29 protein-coding genes, 2 pseudogenes and 1 riboswitch are annotated in these 24,195 nt (G+C 38.5%); of the genes and pseudogenes, 24 read left to right on the top strand and 7 right to left on the bottom strand.

The features are described 5' to 3' along the window. The first annotated feature begins 119 nt into the window (after window positions 1-119). From ACTWQB_RS10210 to ACTWQB_RS10235, 6 genes are all read left to right on the top strand, one after another. Window positions 120-584 (top strand): hypothetical protein, encoded by a 465-nt coding sequence (locus ACTWQB_RS10210; RefSeq protein WP_443139083.1) that lies wholly within the window; start codon window positions 120-122, stop codon window positions 582-584. 162 nt (window positions 585-746) lie between these two features. Continuing rightward, the gene (locus tag ACTWQB_RS10215; protein WP_443139084.1) at window positions 747-1,055 is read left to right on the top strand and encodes a hypothetical protein; all 309 of its coding nucleotides are present in this window, start codon (window positions 747-749) and stop codon (window positions 1,053-1,055) included. 118 nt (window positions 1,056-1,173) lie between these two features. Continuing rightward, a complete protein-coding gene (locus ACTWQB_RS10220; RefSeq protein WP_443139085.1) occupies window positions 1,174-1,494 on the top strand; it encodes a cytochrome C biogenesis protein in 321 nt (106 codons plus the stop codon). 156 nt (window positions 1,495-1,650) lie between these two features. Continuing rightward, the gene (locus ACTWQB_RS10225) at window positions 1,651-2,013 is read left to right on the top strand and encodes a hypothetical protein (protein ID WP_443139086.1); all 363 of its coding nucleotides are present in this window, start codon (window positions 1,651-1,653) and stop codon (window positions 2,011-2,013) included. Window positions 2,014-2,163: 150 nt separating this feature from the next. After that, on the top strand, window positions 2,164-2,685 hold the full coding sequence (locus tag ACTWQB_RS10230) for a hypothetical protein (protein ID WP_443139087.1): 522 nt from the start codon (window positions 2,164-2,166) through the stop codon (window positions 2,683-2,685). A gap of 376 nt (window positions 2,686-3,061) precedes the next feature. Further along, window positions 3,062-3,652: a hypothetical protein gene (locus ACTWQB_RS10235; protein WP_443139088.1), complete on the top strand. Its 591-nt coding sequence runs from the start codon at window positions 3,062-3,064 to the stop codon at window positions 3,650-3,652. A gap of 40 nt (window positions 3,653-3,692) precedes the next feature. Here the strand turns inward: ACTWQB_RS10235 and ACTWQB_RS10240 are convergent, their stop codons facing one another. The 3 genes from ACTWQB_RS10240 to ACTWQB_RS10250 form a co-directional block, all read right to left on the bottom strand. Beyond that, window positions 3,693-4,607, bottom strand: coding sequence for an EamA family transporter (locus ACTWQB_RS10240; protein WP_443139089.1), 915 nt, complete (start codon window positions 4,605-4,607; stop codon window positions 3,693-3,695). A 239-nt stretch (window positions 4,608-4,846) separates the two neighbouring features. After that, on the bottom strand, window positions 4,847-5,563 hold the full coding sequence (locus tag ACTWQB_RS10245) for a GNAT family N-acetyltransferase (protein ID WP_443139090.1): 717 nt from the start codon (window positions 5,561-5,563) through the stop codon (window positions 4,847-4,849). Window positions 5,564-5,594: 31 nt separating this feature from the next. Beyond that, window positions 5,595-6,608, bottom strand: coding sequence for a S66 family peptidase (locus ACTWQB_RS10250; protein WP_443139091.1), 1,014 nt, complete (start codon window positions 6,606-6,608; stop codon window positions 5,595-5,597). 140 nt (window positions 6,609-6,748) lie between these two features. Between ACTWQB_RS10250 and ACTWQB_RS10255 the strand changes: the two genes are divergently transcribed. The 7 genes and pseudogenes from ACTWQB_RS10255 to ACTWQB_RS10285 all read left to right on the top strand — a co-directional run bounded on the left by ACTWQB_RS10255 (window position 6,749) and on the right by ACTWQB_RS10285 (window position 10,036). After that, the gene (locus tag ACTWQB_RS10255; RefSeq protein ID WP_443139092.1) at window positions 6,749-7,984 is read left to right on the top strand and encodes an MFS transporter; all 1,236 of its coding nucleotides are present in this window, start codon (window positions 6,749-6,751) and stop codon (window positions 7,982-7,984) included. A gap of 14 nt (window positions 7,985-7,998) precedes the next feature. Next, window positions 7,999-8,526, top strand: a complete 528-nt coding sequence (locus tag ACTWQB_RS10260; protein ID WP_443139093.1) for a hypothetical protein — start codon at window positions 7,999-8,001, stop codon at window positions 8,524-8,526. Window positions 8,527-8,538: 12 nt separating this feature from the next. Then, entirely contained in the window at window positions 8,539-8,682 is a 144-nt protein-coding gene (locus ACTWQB_RS10265; protein ID WP_443139094.1) for a hypothetical protein, read from the top strand. Between the two features lie 29 nt (window positions 8,683-8,711). Further along, complete coding sequence (locus ACTWQB_RS10270) at window positions 8,712-8,903, top strand: hypothetical protein (protein ID WP_443139095.1); 192 nt, start codon at window positions 8,712-8,714, stop codon at window positions 8,901-8,903. A 37-nt stretch (window positions 8,904-8,940) separates the two neighbouring features. Beyond that, the gene (locus tag ACTWQB_RS10275) at window positions 8,941-9,312 is read left to right on the top strand and encodes a hypothetical protein (RefSeq protein ID WP_443139096.1); all 372 of its coding nucleotides are present in this window, start codon (window positions 8,941-8,943) and stop codon (window positions 9,310-9,312) included. 35 nt (window positions 9,313-9,347) lie between these two features. After that, window positions 9,348-9,491: pseudogene (locus ACTWQB_RS10280) on the top strand (VOC family protein); the annotation flags it as partial. A gap of 17 nt (window positions 9,492-9,508) precedes the next feature. Beyond that, a complete protein-coding gene (locus ACTWQB_RS10285; protein WP_443139097.1) occupies window positions 9,509-10,036 on the top strand; it encodes a DinB family protein in 528 nt (175 codons plus the stop codon). Window positions 10,037-10,042: 6 nt separating this feature from the next. Here the strand turns inward: ACTWQB_RS10285 and ACTWQB_RS10290 are convergent, their stop codons facing one another. After that, a complete protein-coding gene (locus ACTWQB_RS10290) occupies window positions 10,043-10,438 on the bottom strand; it encodes a hypothetical protein (protein WP_443139098.1) in 396 nt (131 codons plus the stop codon). Window positions 10,439-10,556: 118 nt separating this feature from the next. On the opposite strand from ACTWQB_RS10290, the pseudogene ACTWQB_RS10295 reads away from it, so the two are divergent. From ACTWQB_RS10295 to ACTWQB_RS10310, 4 genes and pseudogenes are all read left to right on the top strand, one after another. Beyond that, window positions 10,557-11,008: pseudogene (locus tag ACTWQB_RS10295) on the top strand (DUF2243 domain-containing protein). Continuing rightward, window positions 11,005-11,568, top strand: coding sequence for a DUF1541 domain-containing protein (locus ACTWQB_RS10300; protein WP_443139099.1), 564 nt, complete (start codon window positions 11,005-11,007; stop codon window positions 11,566-11,568). The pseudogene ACTWQB_RS10295 and the gene ACTWQB_RS10300 overlap by 4 nt, the downstream one beginning before the upstream one ends. 101 nt (window positions 11,569-11,669) lie before the next feature. Then, window positions 11,670-11,771, top strand: a riboswitch (purine riboswitch). Between the two features lie 132 nt (window positions 11,772-11,903). Then, window positions 11,904-12,494, top strand: a complete 591-nt coding sequence (locus ACTWQB_RS10305) for a xanthine phosphoribosyltransferase (protein WP_443139100.1) — start codon at window positions 11,904-11,906, stop codon at window positions 12,492-12,494. Window positions 12,495-12,497: 3 nt separating this feature from the next. Continuing rightward, window positions 12,498-14,015: an NCS2 family permease gene (locus tag ACTWQB_RS10310; protein ID WP_443139101.1), complete on the top strand. Its 1,518-nt coding sequence runs from the start codon at window positions 12,498-12,500 to the stop codon at window positions 14,013-14,015. A 69-nt stretch (window positions 14,016-14,084) separates the two neighbouring features. Here the strand turns inward: ACTWQB_RS10310 and ACTWQB_RS10315 are convergent, their stop codons facing one another. Further along, on the bottom strand, window positions 14,085-14,645 hold the full coding sequence (locus ACTWQB_RS10315) for a hypothetical protein (RefSeq protein WP_443139102.1): 561 nt from the start codon (window positions 14,643-14,645) through the stop codon (window positions 14,085-14,087). 166 nt (window positions 14,646-14,811) lie between these two features. On the opposite strand from ACTWQB_RS10315, the gene ACTWQB_RS10320 reads away from it, so the two are divergent. From ACTWQB_RS10320 to ACTWQB_RS10330, 3 genes are read left to right on the top strand one after another with little or no spacing between them, the layout of a single operon-like run. Beyond that, window positions 14,812-16,050, top strand: a complete 1,239-nt coding sequence (locus ACTWQB_RS10320; protein ID WP_443139103.1) for an ABC transporter permease subunit — start codon at window positions 14,812-14,814, stop codon at window positions 16,048-16,050. Window positions 16,051-16,065: 15 nt separating this feature from the next. Continuing rightward, a complete protein-coding gene (locus ACTWQB_RS10325; protein ID WP_443139104.1) occupies window positions 16,066-16,950 on the top strand; it encodes an ABC transporter ATP-binding protein in 885 nt (294 codons plus the stop codon). Beyond that, entirely contained in the window at window positions 16,947-18,080 is a 1,134-nt protein-coding gene (locus tag ACTWQB_RS10330; RefSeq protein ID WP_443139105.1) for an ABC transporter permease subunit, read from the top strand. The genes ACTWQB_RS10325 and ACTWQB_RS10330 overlap by 4 nt, the downstream gene beginning before the upstream one ends. A gap of 347 nt (window positions 18,081-18,427) precedes the next feature. On the opposite strand, the gene ACTWQB_RS10335 is transcribed toward ACTWQB_RS10330, so the two are convergent. Further along, a complete protein-coding gene (locus ACTWQB_RS10335; RefSeq protein WP_443139106.1) occupies window positions 18,428-19,183 on the bottom strand; it encodes an exodeoxyribonuclease III in 756 nt (251 codons plus the stop codon). Window positions 19,184-19,395: 212 nt separating this feature from the next. Between ACTWQB_RS10335 and ACTWQB_RS10340 the strand changes: the two genes are divergently transcribed. The 4 genes from ACTWQB_RS10340 to ACTWQB_RS10355 are packed head-to-tail and all read left to right on the top strand — an operon-like array spanning window position 19,396 to window position 22,470. Next, entirely contained in the window at window positions 19,396-19,773 is a 378-nt protein-coding gene (locus ACTWQB_RS10340; protein WP_443139107.1) for a GntR family transcriptional regulator, read from the top strand. Next, window positions 19,766-20,452, top strand: a complete 687-nt coding sequence (locus ACTWQB_RS10345) for an ABC transporter ATP-binding protein (RefSeq protein WP_443139108.1) — start codon at window positions 19,766-19,768, stop codon at window positions 20,450-20,452. The genes ACTWQB_RS10340 and ACTWQB_RS10345 overlap by 8 nt, the downstream gene beginning before the upstream one ends. Then, window positions 20,449-21,285 (top strand): hypothetical protein, encoded by an 837-nt coding sequence (locus ACTWQB_RS10350; protein ID WP_443139109.1) that lies wholly within the window; start codon window positions 20,449-20,451, stop codon window positions 21,283-21,285. Before ACTWQB_RS10345 ends, ACTWQB_RS10350 begins: the two co-directional genes overlap by 4 nt. Window positions 21,286-21,297: 12 nt before the next feature. Beyond that, window positions 21,298-22,470, top strand: a complete 1,173-nt coding sequence (locus tag ACTWQB_RS10355) for a hypothetical protein (protein WP_443139110.1) — start codon at window positions 21,298-21,300, stop codon at window positions 22,468-22,470. 339 nt (window positions 22,471-22,809) lie between these two features. On the opposite strand, the gene ACTWQB_RS10360 is transcribed toward ACTWQB_RS10355, so the two are convergent. Next, entirely contained in the window at window positions 22,810-24,078 is a 1,269-nt protein-coding gene (locus tag ACTWQB_RS10360) for an NAD(P)/FAD-dependent oxidoreductase (RefSeq protein ID WP_443139111.1), read from the bottom strand. Window positions 24,079-24,195: the final 117 nt, after the last annotated feature.

Consider the following 24,195-nt stretch of genomic DNA (forward strand, 5'->3'; position numbering starts at 1 on the left):
TTATTCAAGTAAGGGGGGCAATAGTTAAACAAGAGAATCGCGTGTTGATCAACTAACGGGGTAGGAAATCACAAAAGTAATGCGCATTTACTTTGAAATAAGATTAAACGGGGGTTTATATGCGGAAAGTTTATCTAGATAGAACAGAATTTATTGGAGCTGTGGGTGTAGATATAGAAGATACTGAAGTTATAATAGCAGGGACAACAATTTTTCCTATGAGTGCTCATGATAAGAATGAAGAGTATCAAAAATGTGCTAGCGATTATGATATTCAATTTATTTTTGACGATGATATTCCACATATAGAGTTTTTTACGGTTCCACATGTAGATATTATGGCAAAAGATAGTAAAGGTGGATTTATCGGAACTGTTTATCAACAGTGTGATTCGGAAAGTGACGCACCAATTTGTTATATCAATAGGGATTTAGAGTGCTTTATAATTTCTGAAAACGCAGAAGATTTTCTGAGTAATATAGGAACATGGCAAGACAACATGAAACTCTATGATGAAATTACCGTTTATCGTTCGAAAGCAGAAGCAGAAGCTGAACTAGAATTTATCGATTTGTCTATCTGACAGGCCTCCATTATTATAAATTCATATTAAATTAACGGGAGCGTAAGTTAAAGTAGGATATTGCTTTTGATCTACTAATGGGGGAGGATAGTGGAACAAATCATTGAAATGAATTATAAAATTACAAGGTATTCCTTTCTACCATAGAAAGAAGGAATTGTGATGATTAAAATTAATCGAGAAACAAACTGGACTGATAGATTTAGAGAATATAAAGTCATATTAAATGAGAAGGAGATTGGCTTTATCAGTGCAGGAGAAACTTTTGAATACCCACTAAATCAAGGAAGACACACTCTGTATCTAAAAATTGATTGGTGCAGAAGTGAAAAAATTGAATTTGAGGTCAGGGATAATGAAGTTCTAGAATTTCAGTGCGGAGGATTGAATGGTTTTAAATCTCTAATTTATTTCTGGTACATAACATTTAGACATAATAGATATTTATGGATTAAACAAGTTGAATCTTAATATATTAGAGATTTGTTATTTTCAATTATTAAACAAGAAATTTTCCCTATGATCCCTTAATGAGACAGATTAGTCTTATATTTTATTATCAAGAGAAGGGGAAAGAGGCGTAAATCTAATGGAAATTAAACATGTTAAAGTCGAAATATTACTACCAGAAGAGTATATTGAAACTGTAAGAAATAAATTAAATGATATAGGTGTCTTAACAGTCGGAAATTATGATAACGTCGTTTCTTATTCGGTTGTAAAAGGCTACTGGAGACCATTAAAGGAAGCAACGCCATTTAATGGTTCTGTTGGTGAGATATCTTTTGGTTCAGAATGTAAAATGGAATTTAGTTGTTTATATAAGGATATAGAAGAGGTGAAAAAGATCATTAGAAGTGTTCATCCTTATGAAGAACCTGTTATTAACATATTGCCTCTTTTAAATTAACGGGGGCAAGGGTTCAACATGGGTAATCACTTATTGTGCTTAAGAGCAGATTCATTGAACAACGATTAAGACATTGATTCTAAGTAATTCGTACTCAAAATAGAAGGGGGAGGTATTATTAAGAAAATACTAGGTGCTACAGTAACACCGATAGGAATGATTATTTTACTTTTTTTAATGGTAGGAAATTACTATGACCTTCAAGGGGCAGCACAAAGGGCATCAGATGATACATTCACCCTACTCATCACTATGTCTTTGTGGGCGTTTCTATTTGGTGTATTGATAGAATGGGAAGGATTAAGGAGCCTTTTCAAAGGAAAGTTTAACTTAAACTGGCTACTTCTTATTCCAACAGTGATATTGTCTATACTTGTGTTTATACCAAATGTCTATTGGGTGAAATGGTATGGAGTATCACAGTTCATTTATCCTAACATCTTCTTTTTACCCGAAACACATATGGTTTTATCGGTTTTAGCAGGGATCATGTTGGTTCGTTCTATCGTAGAAAAATAAATGAATTTGTGGAAATGGTTCTTAAAGGAAATGGTACTTAAAGGAAATGAACGAGAGTTAGTTGAAGAAGAGAATCGCGCGTTGATCAGCTAACGGGGCAGGATAGTTGAATACAGAGAAAGGTTTACTACCTTACAAAGGGGGATAACATTGAGTAAAAAAATAAAGATATTTTTCAGAATTTCAATAGTATTAAATATATTACTAATCGCAATTGTAGCTTGGGGATTCTATCATATGAACTATGTTACAGAGCGTACTCTTACAGTTAATGTTGCATATAACTTATTTGAGTTGGAGAAAAGCATTACCCATCAAAGTGATAATGATTGGTCAGACCCAAGTTTGGTTACTACTGAGTTAGGACAAGTATTCGGTGGGGTTGATCATAGTATGAACGTCGGTTCTGAATCAAAAACACTTTCTGAGAGCGATATGGGAACCCTTCAGAACTTTATTAACAGTTTGAGGAGTTATCAGCAATATCCTATGGAAACATTAGATAGTTATAGCAATTTAACAGAGGAGGATAAAAGGAATTATGAAGAATTAGGAGAAATTCTTCGTGAGGTCGGATTTGAATCCAAAGAAATGAATCAGTTTAATAGTTGGGAAAAGGATTCTCTGATTAAAAAATTTATGGAGTTAACTGAAAAAATTGAATCTCGATAAGTTAATTGAACTATTTATTGTGTTAAATAACAGATTCATTGAACAACGATTAAGACATTGATTCTAAGTAATTCGTACTCAAAATAGAAGGGGGAGGTATTATTAAGAAAATACTAGGTGCTACAGTAATACCGATAGGAATGATTATTTTACTTTATTTAATGGTAGGAAATTACTATGACCTTCAAGGGGCGGCACAAAGAGCTTCAGATGATACATTCACCTTGCTCATCACTATGTCTTTGTGGGCGTTCCTTAAAGAAGGATATGCAGTTTTCCTCCAGGAGGGGTGACTTATTAATAAAACAGGAATGTTGAACTCAATCAAAAAGTTTTTTTAGACAAAACCCAATTATTAAAAATTGAAGAATTGAAAATGCCTGAGCAAGCTATTGAAGAATTTGATGAAATGTTCATAAGATATATATCAACAGGTGATGGTAATATTTTTACATATAACAGTAGATACCCATTATATATGTTTTTAAATTATGTAATTGAAACAAAGGGCTTAGTAGTACACGGTTCCAATAATTCTTCAATAAATATATTTAAGCCAAGAAATAGTACTCTCTTTAATGGCAAGCCTATTAAAGCTGTTTTTGCTTCATCAGACGGGGTATGGTCATTGTTTTTTGCAGTTCTAAACAGAAAAGGTTATGTTGGTTCCATTAGAAATCTGTGCTTATCGGTTACTACTAATAAAGGGAAACAACGTTATTATTATTTTTCAACAAATAATAATGATTCGAATCGTTGGAAAGACGGAACGATATATTTCTTCTCAAAAACCTTATTCAAACAAGGCGGAATTAGAGACGAATGGGTTTGTGAAACAGAATTGGAACCGCTCGCGAAATTAACTGTTACACCAAGCGATTTTCCATTTTTAAATAAGGTCAGGGTTCATAGGGAAACTGAATCAACTGTAAAAACAATTATAAAAGCACTATTTCTTAAGATATGAAAATTAAAAATATTAAAGATATACGATAAAAGATACCCGTTTATTCCTGATTGCTAGTTTTTGTAGAGTCTTGATTCATCGCTATGACAAAAATCATGAGGATGATACAAGCTGTTCCAAACCACTGAAATATTCCAAAGGGTTCTTTTAACCAAAAGACAGTAGTGAAGACGGCCGCCAATGGTTCAATACTTCCTAGCAAACTAGTTTCCTTAGCAATTAAGGTTTGTAAACTTTCAATATAGAACCAAAAGGCAATCATGGTTCCAAAGATAATGACGAATATTAAATATGCTGAAGACTCTAGTGTTAACGATTTAAAATCCATTTGCCAAGGCGCGTGGACGAAACTTAGTGCTAGACTACCAATAACCATCGCCCAACCGACAACGACAAGCGCATCGAATTGCTTTAGTAAAGGAATGGCATATAGGGTGTAAAATGCTAACGCTACGCCAGATAAGATTCCCCAGATAATGGCTGGGATTGGTACATACAGTTGAGTGATTGAGCCGTTTGTTAAGAGGAGAAAGCATCCTACTAATGCCAGTGAAACTGTCCATAGATCGATTAGTTCTAGAGTCGCTTGTTTGCGAACTACCGTGTAGAAAATAATCATGACAGGTGCTAAGTACTGCAAGAGCGTCGCAACAGCGGCATTCCCGTGGTCAATGGATGCCATATAGGTGTATTGAACGGCTAGCATCCCTAGTAATCCGAAGATGATTAATGGGATGGCTGTTTTTCGTGTTTTCCATATATCAATGACTTGGGCACGATCTTTTAGGGAAGATTGAACGACTAAGAGCAATATGCCAGCAATCAGCAATCTTGTCGTAACGAGCCAATCAACATCAATCGCAAAATCATGAAAAAGCTTTTGCGAAACGGTGCCACCCACTCCCCAAAAGAATGCGCCTGTTATAACGAGAAAGATCCCCTTTTTTTTATTCATGATGCTTCTCCACCTTAACTGAAAATCTAGAAGATAGTTTTGTAAACCTGCAGGTAAATTCCGAAAACCTGCCGATAAAATTCGAAAACATGACGATAAATTCCGAAAACTTGCCGATAAAACGCAAAAACATGACGATAAATTCCGAAAACTTGCCGATAAAGCTCAAAAACATGACGATAAACTCCGAAAACTTACCGATAAATCTCAAAAAGTTGACGTATCCCTAACCTGATCAGTTACGTTCTATATTCCAAAGTCAGCACACGATGGTCTTCCACACAACCATTAGCTTGCATCGTTTTCCTCATAGGCACGTTATCTATCTCAGTTGCGCCTAGATATGTTTTGGCTTTGAAATCTTCTCGCAACCTTTCAAGGCCGATTAGGTGCAAATGGTGGCCGTATCCTTTGCCACGATGTTTTGGGTGGACGCCGATCCAAAATAGACGCCCTTCTTGATTTCGCCCAGGCTCTAGGTGAGGCAGGACGACTCCGATTGGTTCAGAATTAATTTTAAAAACGGTGAACATCTTCTGGTACTGTGATGGCAGTTCGACCATCATGCTCTTTAGAAATTTCTTGGTATCCGTCAAACTTCTTCCCATCAGTTCAGATAAGAATGAAATCGACCTTTCCTCAGTTGGCGACCAAATCTCGTAATCTAGTGGTTCGCTCTCCAAAGGTGTTTCTAATGACCGCTTATAGATCACTCTTTCGCCCTTCATCTCCATATGTTTGCCAACAAATTCTAACTGGTTTAGATAACCTCTTGGGCAAACTAACATGACTTTCTTAAACTCCGTTTCCTTGATGCCAGCTATCAATTGATCGATTGACTCATCGATTTGGTTTAATTGATTTATGTCTTCAAGTATCTCTAGGATGATCACTTCTTGACTGATTAAACTGTGTACACCGAAATTTTTTAGTTGATTGAGTATGGATTGAATCATGGTTAGTCCTCTTTTGTGTAAAAATTATTTTCTATTTAAATGTCTGTTTTACTTTCCCTTTACCGCTCTCAAACTCTACTTCAGCGTAGGCTCCGTTAACAAACGTCATTTGTGGTGGAACGTGGCCGCAGTCAATATCATATAGAATTGGAATTTGAAGTTCTTCTGCAAGTTCATTGTAAACATCTTCGGCAGTATAATTTCCAACTGGAGTGTTAGCTGGACTTCTGCCAAACATAATTCCACTGCAATTTTCAAACCAACCGGCTAGTTTCATTTGTACGAGTGAGCGACGTAAACTTGCAGTCGATGATTCGGCATTTTCAAGATACCAAATGACTGGCTCATTGTTAATATATTTTTCTCTAAAACTCGCAACATCACCATAAGGTGTGCCAACTACGTGTGTCAGGACATCAATGCATCCTCCCAGTAGGCGGCCTTCTAACTTAACTGGCCCTCGCTCAGTCGATTTCCAGTTAGTTTGTTCTGTTAGGTTAAATATGTGTGGGGTTGGCTTGTCGAATTGCCATTCCTTTTGGTATTTTTCTGATGAGTGTTGAAGGACTGACTCGCCCGGTTTTGTCGACAGGACTTGTTGCCACTTGGCTGTTGTGTCATCCGAATAGTCCCCTCTTAAATCTACTAAATTAGTCCCGTGAGCTGTCGCGATTCCAGTTTTAAGTGTGATCGCCAGCAGTAGTAGACTGACATCCGAATAACCGAGGATCCATTTATTTTGAATGGTTTCAAAGTCGATATGTTCAAGTGTTTCGATTAACAGCTCACCACCCCACGGAGGGATGATCGCATGAATCTCATCATTTTGCATCATTTGATTGAACTCATCAGCTCGCTTTTTAGCTGGTGCTGATTTTGCTTTGTCTTGGGTCCAAACGGTGTCCCCAAATTCAATAGTGTAACCTTTCTGTTCCATACTGTTTTTCGCAGAATGAAGTAAGTGATGTAGGTCACTTGGAACACCTGATGATGGGGCTGTGACTCCTAAAGTTGCGCCTTTTTCTAGAAATGGATATTGAATCATATTTGGCCTTCTCTCATGGTTTTTAGATATCTTATCATGTTGACTAGTTAGAGTAAATAAGTGGGTTTGTAATTTTTTGAAAATTGTAGTACCATTTCCTTGACTAATTTATTCCATATTATAGAAATGAAGATCATAGAATGGTTCTATATCACTTATATAAAAAATATCCTGCTTACGGCTTGTTGCAAGTTGCTTCGATCATGACTATTTTGACAAACTGGGCGGCGTTCTTGGCAATGCTTGTGTTGTTAGATCGATTAACGGAGAGTGGTCTGGCATTTGGTTCTTTATGGGCGGTCAGTGGTTTGATTCCGCTTATCTTGGGCTATTTTTCGGGAGTGTGGATTGATCGGTTAAATGTTAAGAAGTTGATTGTAGTAACGGAAATCACAGCCGCGATTGGGTTTGGATTCTTTTTAGTCATGTTTAGTACGCCAGGTGACTGGCAGTGGGTCGTGTTTTTAGTTGCGAGGTTGTTCATTTTATTATCTGGCAACATCAATGGTACGTGTGTGCAAACAGTGATTCCAGATATCATTGAAAAGGAAGACCTAGTTAAGGCAAACTCGTTTAGTTTTTCGCTTAATAATGTGTTGAGGCTGACGGGAGCTTCGCTAGGCGGGGTGTTACTAGCTGTTTCAAGTTTGGAGTTTGTGTTTCTATTAAATGTAATCACGTGTCTGGTGGCTGCGCTATTAAGCTATCAAGCGACCAAATATTTTGAAACGCCAGAAAAGACGGTGGCACGTAAAAACTATTTACTAGAGTTTAAAGAAGGAATCACTCAGATCAACGTGAACAAGTGGGTGCTGTCAGTGGTCGTAGCAGCGATTTTCTCAGGAATCATTATTGGAAACTTTAATCTGATGCTTCAACAGTTTACAGCTGAAGTTTACCAGGAAGAAGATTACATATTGAGTTATTTATATGTCGCGCACGGGGTTGTGGCATTCATCGTGGCTTATACACTTGCTAAGCGGAACTTTTTGTTTAAGAACCGCGTGTATTATGGTCTGAACTATATGTTGTTCGGTTTGATTTGGATGTGTTTCGGCCTGACGTCGAACTATATTCAAGGGATGATTGTGCTTATTTTATTTGGAATTGTCGGAGCGTTCAATGGACCTTATGAACGTACAACGATGCAACATGAAGTGCCGGACCATATGAGAGGGCGGATCTTTGCGACTTGGCAAACGACGTATTCGTTATCGATTCAACTAGGGGCCTTTTTATCAGGTGTGATCATAACGGTGTTCGGCCTAAGATGGGTTCCGATTATAACTGGCATGATGGAAATCTTGCTTGGGGTTTTTGTTGTCGTGTTGTCGATTAAAGTAGGAAAGAAAATTCATTATCACCAAGCGAGTTGATGGTAGATTAATTTATGAAAGCTTATAAAGCACAAAAGGTAATATCGTATTGGCTGGTCGGACTGATTTTTGTAGCGTTTATTGGGCTGCAGCTAGGGCGGATTCAGGCGATTGCGGATTATAATTATACCCTGCATGAGCTATTATATTTGCCAGCTAATATCGCACTGTATTTCGTGCCGATCTTGTTTTTGTTATATGTGATTTTTTTACTAAATTACTTGATAAAAAGAGAGAAGCGGGGAAAGTGGGGATTTAAGAAGATTATAATCAGATCACTCGTTGTGGCATCCATTATCGGTATGATGTTGATTATTGAACATCAAGCACAAGAAGTCTCAACAGGTGGCATTTTTGAAGTTGAAGAAAAATTGCATGAGGACAGGAATTATTACATAGTCATCGAAGATAAAAAGGTGAAAGTTTCAAGCAATGAGTATCGGTTAATTGAAGAAGAACAGACGTACTTGATCAGTTTTGTGTGGAATAAACGCACACCAGAAAAAGGGAAGCTTGAGACAATTGAACAAGTTAATCAGTAGGGAGTGATAGAAGTGAAACTATTTTTATATGTACTATTAGGCATGGTTTTGGCGTATGCCTTAGCCTTTCTTGAAGGTTTCGGAATGATCTTATTAGGCGGGGCAGCGTTTGGATTGTTGTTATATATCGCTGTTAATATTAGTAAGAATAACTAAGAGTGCCATTTTTAAAGGAGGAATAAGAATTGTCTAAAGAACAATTGAAAGGCTTATTTCTTTTGTGGGTGATGGTCATTTTTGTTGAACTCATTTGGCTGTTAAATGTTGTAGCCAATAATCCCCAAGCGGAGTTTGTTGCTTTTGTGGTCACGTTAGTTGCAGCAACTTTGACTGTTGGAGCAGTGGGGTTGAAATTGGTAGGGAAATTTATTAATTAGCATGTAATGTCTAATAAAAATGTAAAGAGGAGATTTTTTGAAGAACAAAATTTATTTTTTAGTTGGATTGGCTATGATTATTGTTATCCTTATAGTTATTTTCAATCTTACTAAACCAGATGAAAACGACTTTGTACAATGGTTTGAAGATCATTATAATATCTCATGTGAAGATGAAAAATGTCATATTATAATCCTAGAATCAACAGGAGAAAAATATGTTAGTGGCGATTTTTATTATAGTCCATCTAGTGGCTTTTTAGGAATGGCAATGCAAACGAAGAGACAATACATCAAATTTGATTCAGGTGGTAGCGAATACTTTTCAATAGAAGTTAGAGGCTTATTAGGTCAGTTTGAAGTTTTAGAACTTAAAAAGAATCATATTGAGATACAAGAAATTCGTTAAATTTTTATTAAATTAACTTAGAATGGATGATTTAATTGAGCGAAAAATTATTAAGGGTTGGAACCACTTATATTCCAGTCACAAATGTAGAGTTATCAACTGAATGGTACGTCAGTAAATTAGGTGCAGAGCTATCTTATAAAGATGACAATAAAGCGATTATAAATTTCGCAAATCAACTGAAGTGAGCCATACTATGAACTTTAACATGAAAGAAGCTATCGAACTTCTGGAGAAAACCCCCAAGACTTTGGAAAGTTTTCTATCTGGTTTATCTGATGAATGGTTGTCTTGTCATGAAGGTGAAGGTACTTGGAATGTTTATGAGGTGGTTGGTCACCTTATTGAAGGAGAGAACTCGAACTGGATTCCTCGAGTTGAGTGGATTCTCCAACAAGGATATCGTAAGCCATTCTCTCCATTTGCTCGCTTTGCGCACTTGCATAATAGTGAATATGTATCCATTGATGATAAGTTACAGGAGTTTCAAAGGATCAGGACACTAAATATTGCTAAAATAAAAGATGCCATAGACCCTGACCTCCACTTAGAGTTAAAAGGTGTCCACCCTGCTTTTGGAACTGTGAAATTAAGCGAATTACTTTCAACGTGGGTGGTGCATGATTTAACTCACATTAACCAAATAGTTAGAGTCATGGCTAAGCGGTATGATTCAGATGTCGGGCCGTGGAAGGAGTATTTAGGAGTTCTAAAAGATCATTAATTGAGTCTACTGTATTTGTTCCACGATAACCCTTTCTAACTCAGATTCATTGTCTAATAGTTTATAAGTTATTAACGGTCCGCCTTCATTGGTGTCATTACGTTTGATGTATGTAGAATCATTATCTTTTATCATAAAAATTTCAGCGCCTGACTTTAATTCAATTACAGTAAATTCACTTGTCTCGGAAATCGCGTCATTCGATTCGGATACATTTTCTGCTTGATAATTATTAAAGGCATCAATGACAGAAGCATAGCTCTCTAATGAATCAACACCATTAACATACACATTTTCAACGTTGTTGGTGTCGATGGGCTGGTGTAATAGTAAGTCTTCTGCTTGATCATCGGTGCAAGCTGTCATAAATGTGACTAACATAATCACTAATATTAACCTCACACTCATCCCCCTCAAGGTTTTATTTAGTAAATTATACCACAAATTACATTCCTAATTTGTATTTCTTTGTAAACTATTGGCTATCCTTTTAAGGATGAAAACTTAAAGGATGGTTAACATGACAAAAGGAAATAAGAACTTATTTACAGCTGGATTTATATTGGGTCTAGGTATTTTAGGTGCGATTGATGGTGTTGTGTTCCACCAATTGCTTCAGTGGCATCATATGATTATGAGTCCTAATATTCATTTAGAAATTTATATGGATGGATTGTTTACGGCTGCGTTTTCGGCACTGATGGTTTGGGTGCGATTAAAATTTTTCGTGATGCTAGAAAAGGTGAGCTGGGTCACAACGGGGATATATTTTTAAGTGGGATTTTAGTTGGTGGTGGCGTGTTTAATTTAGTTGAAGGAATTATTGACCACCATATTCTTCAGGTGCATCGAGTAAATCCGATGGCGGAGAATCCTTTGCTTTATGACTTGGCTTTTTTAACTTCTGGTGTCGTGCTGATTTTACTGGGCTTTTGGTTTAAACAAAAAGGACAAAAGGCTGCACACGCATGACGAAGAAAGATGTCTTAATTATACTGGTGTTATTCGTTGGTTTCTTTTCTTTTTACGTTACTCAAAATCCGCATTACGGGGTCCTGAGCGGTGATGAAATGGCAATGCATCATCTTGATATGGTATATGAGGGGTCACCTGAAGTTCCGAGTGAATTGAGGGTGGCTGAGAATCCGACGTATCCAGTTGGGAGTCAGGCATTGAGTCGGGCTGATCATATGGCTGGGATGATGGATGGGGTTGAAGTGACCATTGTTGGGGCGTATGAGACCATTGCTTATGCGACGACCTATACATCAACGAATTCTGGTATGCGAGTGCAAGAGCATAAATGGGTAGTGCATGAGGAGCTCGTCGTGGATGTAGCGGCTGACCCTTTGGAGGGCGGAGAAGAAGTTTTTACTCGTGCGCAACATATGAAAGGGATGAACGACACGGTTCATACGATTGATTATTCCATTCCGACAACGGTTTACATTGTCGATTTTGAACTCCCTAATGGTATGAAGGTATTAAATCATAAGTGGGTGACCGAGGAAGAGTTAGAACCATTAAATTAAGAACACGTACTTAAGACCTCATTTTCTAAATTTTGTTCGTTTTTTTAGAAAATGGGGTTTTATTTTTTAATGATTTAATATATAATCACAATCATACACGAACAACTAAATAAATTAACGCTTGTATAATAGTGGGAATATGGCCCACGAGTTTCTACCAAGTTACCGTAAATGACTTGACTACAAGCGATTTTCATTATACGAACATACAAGTCTCTAGTGCTTGTATGATGCCTTGTATACTTTTTTATAAAGACAAGTCGAATGTGATGAATCGCTTATAGTCATGGGTGATTCTTGCATTCGGCTTTTTTATATTTAAGGGAGGCATTGACATGGAACAACTACGGAAAGCAATCGAGGAGAGAGGGTCTGTGTTATCAGATTGCGTGATTAAAGTAGATGAATTTTTGAACCATCAGATTGATACTAGCTTGATGGTGCAGATTGGTCGTGAGTTTATTAAACGATTTCAAGATGCTGGTATCACGAAAGTGTTAACGATTGAAACGTCAGGGATTGCGCCGAGCTTTATGGCAGCTCATGAGCTGGGTGTGCCGCTAGTGTTTGCTCGTAAGAAAAAGTCACTAACAATGACGGATCATCTTTACACGAGTCAAGTTTATTCATATACGAAAGAGGAAACAAACCAAATTACGGTGTCGAAGGATTTTCTGAATTCGGATGATCGAGTACTGATCCTGGATGATATTTTAGCAAACGGAGAGGCTGCGCTGGGCTTGCTGGATGTGGTTGAACAGTCAGGTGCGAGCATTGTCGGGATTGGGTTTGTAATCGAAAAGTCGTTTCAGTCCGGGCGACAAAAGATTGAAGAGACGGGTTATCAAGTGGAGTCTTTAGCACGAATTCAATCACTCGAAGGCTCGAGCGTGACATTTTTAGATGAAACAAAAGAGGAGGTTTAAACTATGAATCAAACGGTTAATTATCCATGGTTTAAAAAAGAAGATACGGATGCGTTTTTCGCGCTTTTTCAAAATAACCTCGCGAACTTTGTGATTATCGCGGTGACGATGCTTGGGATGGGATTTCCGGCTAGTATTGTGTTCGGAAAAGTGATACCAGGTGCGGCAGTGGCTGTGATGGTTGGAAATTTGTATTACGCTTATATGGCAAATCGTTTGGCGAAAAAAGAGGGCCGAACCGATGTCACGGCGATGTCTTATGGGATTAGCACGCCTGTGATGTTTGTGTTTTTATTTGGTGTAACGGCGCCAGCTCTTGCGCTAACGAATGACCCTGAGCTTGCTTGGAAAGTAGCAGTGGCGGCTGCGTTTTTAAGTGGTCTGATTGAAGCTTTAGTAAGTTTTACAGGAAACTGGGTCCGTAAACAGATTCCAAGAGCCGCGATGCTCGGGGCTTTAGCCGGTGTTGCACTGACGTTTATTGCAGGGGAAATGTTGTTTAATACGTTTTCGATTCCTGTGGTTGGGTTGGTGACGCTTGTCATTATCATTATTGGCGTGATCGGTAAAGTTGCGATGCCATTTAATATTCCGCCAACGTTATTTGCGATTGTGATTGGAACGGTGTTGGCGTTAACACTTGGGTATCAATCGGCGGATAAAGTATCTGAAGGTCTTTCGAATGTTGGGTTTTACCCTATTTTACCTAGCTTAGCCGCATTTGATGGAATGAGTTTGTTGTTCACGGCATTAGTTGGCTTGTTAGCAGTGATTTTGCCGATAACGTTATACAATGCGATCGAAACGATGAACAATGTGGATGCCATGGCGGCAGCGGGTGATTCGTATGATGTACGAGAATGTCAGGCTGTTGATGGCGTTGGTACGATGTTAGGTGCTGTTTTTGGCGGATTGTTTCCAACGACGATTTATATTGCGACGGTTGGATCAAAAGAAATGGGAGCAGGTCGAGGGTATAGTATTTTAAACGCAGGCGTGTTTGGACTTGCCGCTGTGACCGGTGTGATTGCGGCGTTGTCGGCGGTTATTCCAATTGCGGCGGTAGCACCGATTCTAGTATTTGTTGGTCTATCAATGGTAGGGACGGCTTTTCAATCCAACGAAGCAAAATATTTTCCAGCAGTGGCGATTGCGATGCTTCCGTATTTTGCGAATTATGTAATGACGCGTTTTAATAATAGCGCAGGTGAGACGGTTGCGGGCATCTCGGAAGGCATCGTGCCGCTCGGTCAAGGCGCGATGTTTACCGCGATTATCTTAGGTGCGATCACCGTGTTTGTGATTGATCGTGAGTTTGTGAAAGCAGGGTTGTTCGCGTTAGTGGCAGCAGGACTATCTTTTGCAGGCTTCATGCACGCACCTGAGTTAGCCTTCAATGCAGCTCCTCAGTATTCACTCGGCTACTTAATCGTTGCGGGGATGTTTGTGTACTGTGCTTTTCAGGAAGCAAGTGTGAAAGTAACTAAGAGAGAAACCGTTAAGCAACGCGTCGCTTCATGACAGAAACTCCACGGCTCGGGCCGTGGAGTTTTTACATATTCGTAAGGGAAGGTAGAGTGTACATAACTATTACTCCCGTACGTAAAGTTTAAAGCCATGAATTGCTTCCCCGTAATACTCATCATCCCATATGACATGAAATAAATAATAATGTAACCCATGTTCTTCAGGAGCGTTAAAAGATTTATTTTCCATTTCAAATTCTTCTTGTACTTCTCCTTTATGGTATCGCGTTACAACGACACGATCAGGCTCAGGAGCAAAGTCTCCTATTTTCTCCATAATTTCTTCCGTTGTGCTGATTTCATAAGATATTTGATCGTTAGGATTGACTGTAATGTTATGTAGCTCACTCGTAATCTCTTGAGGGTCATTCTTTTCAAGGTCGCATGGCCTTTGTTCAGGTTCCCAACATAACGTGTCACGTGGAGAAAAATATAGTTTATTACTTACTGCTACTTCAAATGTGGGCGGACGATCTAATCTAGCGTTTTCTTCTGACTCCTCCTCTTTGTTCTCCTGGACGATTTCTGTCTCTGATTCAAGGTCGTTAGTAGGTGGCTTTACCTCTTCACCTATACATGCAGTTAATATAAGAATTCCACAAAGTAAAAATAATAATCTCTTCACTATCACATCTCCTTTGTTATGGGAGTTTTTTTAATATTCTAGCATTAAGTTTAGATAAATTCAATTTTTTTCCATACGAGAAGGGATTTTGAAAAATATATAGAAAATAAATATTAGAAATATTGGAAATTTTCCACTGAAAGTTATGAGGGGAGATCGCAATCTTATGTATGAATTCATCATGTTTGAGATGAAGAAAGCCACAAAATCCGCATTCTTTTACATATTGCTAGCTTTATTAGTTCTAGTGGTTAGTGGCTATTATATCTACAATTACATAAACACCGAACGTGTGGAAGACAGCATAGAAGAGACAGAGCGGCAACTTATAGGCTATGAAGGTTTTTTAGAAGAAATGGGATTTGAAATAGGGGACGACATAGATGACGTAAAATCCCTATCAGACGCTAAAAGAATAGAAAACATTCTCATGCTAATTGAAAGAAATGAAACAAGACTTAAAGCGTATGAAAACCAAGATTGGAAAAAGGTTACACAAGTCGAGGTGGGTGTGGGTGAAGAACATTTTGAAAGATCCCCAACACAAGCAGAAGAACAAGTTTATACTTGGCCGACACACTTCAGTCTGGAAGTTCACTTAGAACGCAATCGCTGGCTTCGAGACCGTGAGATTCGTCCCGTATTTCCCATTCATAATTTCTCTGAATTAACGGTGTACGATGAAGTGTTTGATTCAGAAATAGCAGAAGAAATTGCTCATGACTTTAGTAATATCCATTCCTCAACTGGTGTGTATTTTTTATACCGATTGTTTGAAATGTTTTTAACGGTATTCGGTGCGGCTTTTTTCTTATTCTTGTTTGGTAATGTCATGACGAGAGAAGGATTAGGGCAAAATGGTCCGATTCATTTTCTATACACACAACCAGTACGACGTGAATCTGTTTACGTCAGTAAAGTTATCACCATTGCGATGTTGTCATTATTGACGGTTGTAGGTGTTGGTTTATTTTCGTTACTGCTAGGGGTCGTTTTTGATCGTTTGGGTGCATGGGATTATCCTGTACTCATCTATGAACCTGAGTTCCAGTTTAGCTTTATGCCGATGGGAATATTTTTATTATGGTCGGCGTTGTTGTTCTTAATGGTACTCGTTTTCTGTTATGCTTGGCTGTTTTTATTTTCAGTATTAGCAAGACGAACATCGATTGCGATTGGTTTAACCTTAGCTGTCGTGTTTTTGGGAGTGCAATTCAATGATCTAATCGTTGGTACTTATAATCCATTTTTATATTTCGAAGTGTACGACATAATCACGCTGGAAACAGCATTAGTACAGGAGAATTTTAACATCAATTTCGTCAATGGTGTGGTGACACTTGGAATTAGTAGTTTACTAGTTTTAATCGTGTCATATTTTTCAATGAAAGTGAGAATGAAGTAGTGAGGGGGTTTTTGCATGATTGTTAAAGTTAAAGGTCTAAAGAAAAAGTACAAAAAGGATTGGGTTTTAAAAGGAATCGATATAGAAGTAGAAGAACCACAGATTATTGCGCTAGTAGGCCCAAATGGTGCGGGTAAGACAACATTAATGAATTGCATGACCAATTTGTTGACGTATGATCAAGGTGAGGTGGAATTGCTCGGTCAGAAAAATACTGATACGAAAATCTTCAAAGACGTATCATATCTTCAAGATAATCGAATTTTATACGGAACGTTAACCGCTTATGATCATTTGAAATTTATTTGCGATGTTCAAGGATTGCCGAAATCGAAAGTTGAAGAAGTCGCTAAGCGCGTTGGGATGGAAAGTTACTTAAAGAAACGCGTACAAAATTTCTCTTTAGGGATGAAGCAGCACTTGTTGTTAGCGATGGCTATTATTAATAATCCAAAAGTATTATTAATGGATGAACCGTTAACGGGGTTGGATCCAACGAGTGCGATTGATATGCGTCATATTTTGTTAGAGCTAAGAGAAAAAGGAACGACGGTTATTGTATCGTCGCATAACCTTGATGAAATTGATCGACTGACGAATAAAATATACTTTTTAAAAGATGGGGCGCTTTTAAAAGAGTCACTCGAGCAATTTGCAACAAAAGAATATTACTTAACAGTTGATGACTTGAAGAAGGCTGAAGATGTTTTAGAAGGAGCTGCAGTCCCTTTTTCACTTTATAACCAAGAACAAATAAAATTTGAAGAAACAGATGTTGAACTTCAGACTGTCATTAATCATTTAAATAAGCAGGATGTAGCAATTTTAGATATTGAAAATGAACGTGTCGGTGCTGAGAAACGCTATCGTGAGCTGTTTGAAGGGGACGCATCTGTATGAAGTTACTAGTCTTTGAATTTAAGAAATTGTTCTTTTCGAAAAAGTTTTTAGTTTTATTGGCTTTTTTGGTCGCGTTAGTTATACTGTTGTTTTTTCGAAATGTTATTTTAGAAGATTATGTCTTGGATGAAAAGCTATCTGACTACAACTATTTAATAGAAGTAAGTGAGATGAATGCAAGTCATTATAATCGACAGCTTGAACAGCATCTTGAAGAAGGTACAGAAGAATACGAAGAAATTGAAGTGCTTCAAGAGATGAACTTGGAGCTTTTGGTTACAGCTAAGGAACTTCATAGTTTGGTTGGGACAGATCATTGGCAACAGCAATTAAATGTTGAAGTATCTTTCATGGAACAAGTAAGAGATTATCGTATGGCAGGGGGAGAGTATCCCATTTCTGAAGAGGAAATTCGTCATACGATCGCGTTAAACTATCAACTTTTAACACAAGGTCTTCCGAAAGAAATAGAAAACTATAGTCAAGCGCCACCTAACTTTTTGCTTCAAGTAGTCAATTTATGGGTGACGTTAGGTGCGTTAGTGGTTGTATTGCTATTAATTGGTGACTTGATGACCAATGAGTTTGAAAGTCGATCGATTAACTTATTGTTTACGCAACCATTTAATCGGACTCATATTATTGTCAGTAAATTTGTAAGCTCTCTAGTTGTCTATTTAATGGTTTTAGTGGTTGTATTGTTGGCGTCACTCGGAGTTAGTTATCTGTTTGGGACGAAAGGTGATTTCCAATACCCAGTCATTATTGAAGTGGATGGTGTTTTAAGGGCACTGACGGTTGTTGAGTATGTAGCACAGGCTGTTGGATTAATGAGCGTCATGGTGATATTCACGATTTCACTTTACTTACTTTACAACTTGTTGTTTAAACAAACGATTATGACATTGTTTGCCCTGTTAGGGACTTTAGTATTAGGTTACATTTTAACAACTACTATTTCAATGGATGCTTTAGCATGGTTTAATCCATTTAAATACGTCTTGCCTGAACAAGCAATTTTAACGCAAGAAAACGAGAGATGGTACGATGCGATACCTGTCACACTAGTCGTATCAGGTATCATGCTTTTCGTTGCTTCTAGAAAAATTAAAACTAGTAAAGTTGATTAAGAACTCACAAAAATAGAGAAGAGGCTGGGGCAAAATATATCTTAACTTTGAATTAGACTTAGGAGTCAAGTTATTCCTAACTTTCGTCATCTCTATTAGCGTAGTCAGAATGCTTCGCTTTCTGCAGGCACGGCTTCAACTTCCCCAAACTCACTGTCGTTCGTTTGGCGTGATTTTCAGCTCGTGCTGTTCTGCGACGACCCGGATGGTCTAGTGTCGGCGTTGGCCACAGGACGTGGCCGACCTTAGCCGACCTGGAGTCTTAGCATTTTGACTACGCTAATAACAATCAATATTCGTTTTCTAATAAGCTATTTTTTCTTTTGGCCATCCTCTTTTCTAATAATTTATGATAAGTTAATCTCTAAACAAATCGGACAGTGGTCGCTCCCCATGACCGTTGTATGGGCGTCGGAATCTATTAATTGATCCTGAAGGCGTTCAGACACAATAAAGTAGTCTATTCTCCAACCGATGTTGCGTTCTCGGACGGTTTTCATGTAGGACCACCAGGTGAAGATGTCGTCGCGGTCGGGGTGGAAGTGTCTTAAGGTATCGATAAAGCCGCTGTCTAGTAGGCGGCTCATTTTTCCACGTTCTTCTTTAGTAAAACCAGAGTTACCATGATTGGTTTTGTCGTTTCGTACGTCAATCGTTTCGTGCGCAACGTTCATATCGCCACACAAGATCACAGGCTTGTCTTCATCAAGTCTATGAATATAGTTGAAAAACTCATCCTCCCACTCAAGGCGGTGAGGGAGTCTCGCGAGTGTACGCTGTGAGTTCGGTACATAGACCGTGACAAAATAATAGTTTTCGAATTCAAGTGTGATGATTCGTCCTTCTGGGTGTGAGTCGCCGTTCATGTCGTACGTAACATTAAGTGGCGTGTGTTTCGTAAAAACAGCCGTTCCTGCATAGCCTTTCTTCTCAGCATAATTCCAATATTGTTCGTAACCTTCTAACTCTAAATCTATTTGGCCTTCTTGTAATTTAATTTCTTGTACGGCAAAAATGTCTGCATCGACTTCATTAAAATAATCTAAAAAACCTTTTCTTACGGCAGCGCGTAGGCCGTTCACGTTCCAGGATACGAGTTTCATAGGGTGTCAATCTCCTCTCTAATTTCCGACCACCATTTTACCATATTAAAATTTTTTTCGAAAAAGTGATTGACTTACGAAGTGTATTAACCCTATAATACAGTTATCGGTGTATTAAGCACTTAATACATATTTTTTTTGCGCAGGGTGTATTAAGGTGTTAATACACTAACTCGAGTAAGCTTACTTCAGAAACAACGGGAGTGTTTGAGATGAATATACAATTCAACAATCGTGATCCCGTCTATGTGCAGGTGGTTCGCCATTTTAAGAATCAAATCGCGAAAGGGTTTCTAGAGCCGGGGCAGGCGATTCCTTCACGGAGGGAGCTAGCCAATCAGCTGAAGATCAACCCGAATACGGCACAGCGGGCTTATAAGGAAATGGAGGAAGAGGGTTTGATTAAGACAGAGAAGAATCAACCAAGTCGTGTGACCTCTGATGAGACGGTATTACAAAACTTGAGAGATGAGTTAATTGTTCAAGCGGTCGATGAGTTCGTCACGTCGGTCAAATCGATTAATGTGCCACTTGATGATGCGTTAAATCTCGTCAAACGAAATTATGAAAAGGGGGATTCCAATGATTGAAGTGAAGGATCTGGTAAAGAAGTTCGGCCGTAAAGAAGTATTAAAGGGCGTCAGCTTCACTGCCAATAAAGGTGAAATTACGTGTTTAATTGGGGTCAATGGTGTTGGTAAAACAACGATCCTAAATTCCATTATGAAATTAACGCCATTTAAGGGTGACATTTTAGTAGATGGCGAAAAAGTCACGAAAAAGACATTTGAGAACATTGCGTTTATACCTGATTCCACGACGATGATTCCGAGTTTTACAATCGATGAAGCGATGGATTTCATGAATGACTATTATGAGGCGTGGAATCAAGAGCGCGCAGATGATCTGCTTAAGTTTTTTAACTTAAAACGCGAAGAAAAAATTTCGAGCTTATCTAAAGGTAATACAGCAAAGGTGAACCTGTTACTCGGCCTTGCATTAGATGTGGATTACATTTTAATGGATGAGCCATTCTCGGGGATAGATATTTTCAGCCGTGAACAGATTGCAGAAGTATTTACGACACATTTAATCGAAGATCGTGGCGTGATTATTACGACGCACGAGATTCAGGATATAGAGCATTTAATTGACAAAGCTGTGTTATTAGATGAAGGAACGATTTACAAAGAGTTCAGTACTGAGGAAATACGTGAGACGGAAGGTAAATCCGTTGTGGATGTCATGCGGGAGGTGTATCGCGGATGAAGAAATTTTTAAAATTAACGAACTTTGAATTTAACCGTATGAGTAAGATGTTGTTTGTGTTAATGGGATTTGTGTTGCTATTTCAGATGATCGGTGTTGTATATGTTGTATCGGAATATAAAAATCGCTTAAATGATTTGATTACGGATGGCCAGATGTCTCAGGCGCAAGCGCTTGAACAGATGGGGCCATTGTCCTTTGAAATGGTTATGTACAACATGTTTTTCTTAGGACCGATTTTCATTAGTGTTGGTGCGATCTTGTTTTATATCTTTTTAATTTGGTATCGTGATTGGTTTGGCAAGAATACGTTTATTTATCGTCTGTTGATGTTGCCGACAGAACGTTTAAATATTTTCTTTTCTAAACTTATTGCCATTTTCATCGCGACGCTGGCGCTTGCGACGTTCCAGTTTGTGGCGCTTGTACTTGAGAGAGCATTGTTCGATGCGATGTTATCTGAGATGTTTAGAGCGGATATGTCATTACGAATGTTAATGGAAGGTTATCCTGTTACCTATATGATTTTACCTAAGAGCATCGATGGCTTCTTTATTATGTACGGAATAGGCTTAGTTTCCGTGATGGTTGTATTCACGGGAATCCTAATGGAACGAAGCTTTCGTATTAAAGGGATTATTCTGGGTGCGATTTATTTTGTGCTAAGTCTTGCATTAGTAGTATTGCCTGGGATTTTAAATTATGAAGTTTTATCAAGGGCGTATTTATATGATGGTGAGTTACTAGCGATTATGGGTGTATTACTTGTCATTGTCGCAGCTGTGTCAATTATGGTTAGTCGAAAATTATTAAACGATCGAATTCGTGTGTAAGGGGGAGAAATTATGAAAAAGTATTGGAAGTCGGTTGTTGTACTCGCGTTTATTGTGATTGGATTAAGTACGTATCTTATCCAATCATCATTAGCAAGTAGTGATTTGCCACGTATCCAGATTGAGCATGTCAGTGGCGATGAAAGTCTAGTTGAGGGTATAGGACTTTCAGGTTCTTATATAGTTGACAATCGTTATAATACGTTCAATTTCGATGGAGAGGATACAAATTATGGTAGTGAGCGATCGTTTACTGAAGAGATTATCGGAAGGCGTTCGACTCTTGAGGACGAATTAATCAATGAATATCGTAATTTTATGAGAGGTCAACCTTACCTTTATGATAATTTTTATAATAGTGATGATGCCTTAGTGATTGTGGACTCTGAGTGGGACTATTTTAATGGACAGTCTCGTGCAGAGCTACGTGTATCATTTCTAAATAAGGATACTGAAGAGGAACAACATAAAGTCATTAATCTTGAGAATACTCATTATGCCAATGTGTTAGAAGTTCAGTACATTGATGGTCGAATTTACTTATATGTTGAGTTTGTGCAACAAAATGATCGAAGAAAGGTTAGAGAATTTGTCTACGATGTTGAATCGAAAGTGATGGTAAGTGATCAAGAAGTGTTTGAAAGCGATGAACCGGGTGAAAATCGATATGTAGAAGTACGAAAATTAAGAGAATCAATCATGCATGAACCTGCCGATTCGATGGTACTAAGAGCGACAGAGGTTCTTCTTGAAGAAGGGGAAGACGGTCTTCGCGAAACGGAACGAGAAGAGAAGCTCTATAAATATGACATTCAAAATGGTGAGATGACACAACTGGATTTACCTGCAGAAGAATACGGAAGTGCACAACGATTTGACGGACAGTTGATCTATTTCATGCAACCTAGCGAAGAATCACTAAATATTATACCTTATGATATTGAGAGTGAAGAGTTCATGGATGGAATTAAAATGCCGCAATCGGAACCAGAAATAGAATCTGGTTTAGAACATCAAACATCACCATTCTTTGATGTAAAAGATCAACGGGTTTACATGCTGGATGGAAATGCCATTCATGTTATTGATGCGACAACTGGAGAAACAGTTTACGAAGGTAAGATTGTTGTCGATGAAGATGTTGATTTTGAAAATATAAGAATAGATGATTTAAGGTTTCAATAGGTCATACCCCTTGCCAGTGTCGGTGAGGGGTTTTTAATTAGGAAGCTTTTGCGCGCTGGGGGCAAAAGCTTCAATTGGTATTGTTATCGTGCATTTTCGCTTGGGCGAAAATGCTACGTCATTCTAAAAGGTTAGATAAATTCGTTTGTGGGGTAGATAAAATGACGTTTTTTACTTCGTCGACAAATTTCGAGGTAGATATATTCCGAAACGGGGTAGATAAACCTGAAAAAGGGGTAGATAAAAGTTTCAAAAAAGAAGCTTTTGCGCGCCAGGCGCAAAAGCCTCCAATTATAATTCATATGGTCGCTTTTTCGCACTAGCGAAAAAGCATCTACATTAACCCTTAACCTCACTCGCTCTCTGTGCAGCGTGCAGTCCTGCGACAAAGCCGGTTGAAAAGGCAGCGGTAATATTAAATCCACCTGTGTAGCCATGGATGTCTAAAATTTCGCCGCAGAAGTACAGGCGATCCATCATTTTAGATGCCATTTCGTTCGGCACGATTTCTTTAAGCGATACGCCGCCGCCTGTGATAAAGGCTTTTTCAATCGACAAGGTTCCGTTAACTTTCATTTTAAAGCCCTTCATCATGGCTGCTAAATCCAGCACTTCTTTTTTCTTGAGATGGTGATACGTGGTGCTTGGGTCCAATCCGATTTGATCCATTAGGAACAACAAATATCTCTCAGGTACAAGCCCCTTCCACACTTGTTTCACCGACTTATTTGGGCTTTCTTTTGCCATCTTCATCAGCTTATCAGCCAGGTTTTGCTCACCTTCATCTGGTAAGCAATCGATCGCGACATCAAGCGAATCAACTTTGAACTTTTTCAATGCTTTAACGACAAACTGGCTGAGTCTCAAGGCGGCAGGTCCTGATAAGCCTTGATGGGTGAACAGGATGTCCCATCTGTGAGCTTGAATCGGTTTGCCGTTAGGTTTTAAAGCTGTTACTTCAACGTCGTACAATGAAATGCCTTGAAGCGTTTTGTCTTTAATGAACGCCTCATTAGACGTCAAAGGCACTTCAGTTGGGTACAATTCGGTAATCGTATGGCCAGCTTTCTTGGCCCAGGCGTAACCTTGACCTTCACTGCCTGTGTTCGGAACAGATTTCCCGCCAACCGCAATGACGACACACGACGTTGCGATTTTTTCATTTTCTAAAATAATCTCATGCGAATCCTCACCATAGTGAACGGCTTCAACCTTCGTATTCATCCGAGCCTTAACCCCAAGCACGTCCAACTGTTTCACCAATGTGCTCACAACCGTTTTCGCACTATCGCTCACGGGGAACATGCGGCCTTTGTCTTCTTCTTTTAATTTCACACCAAGCGATTCGAAATACTCAATGATCGAAGAATTATTAAAAATCGAAAACGCGCTATATAAAAATTTGCCGTTACCCGGAATATGCGCGATTAATTCTTCATCAGGTAACACGTTTGTTACATTACATCGGCCCCCGCCACTAATTGCAAGCTTGCGTCCTAGTTTATTTCCTTTTTCAATAAGTAGGGTGTTTGCGCCGTTCCTGCCGGCTGTAATCGCCGCCATTAATCCTGAAGGGCCACCACCTATTACAACAACATCATATTTCAATTTAGTTTCAAGCCTTTCTGTTTAAAAGTAAGTAGGATAAAATGTTTATGGGTATGCATAACTTTTGTCCCAATCATTGGGTCGATTGTACGCGTTTCTTAATTTATACCATTCTAT

This window comes from Piscibacillus sp. B03 (assembly GCF_052246295.1).
GTDB lineage: Bacteria > Bacillota > Bacilli > Bacillales > Alkalibacillaceae > Piscibacillus.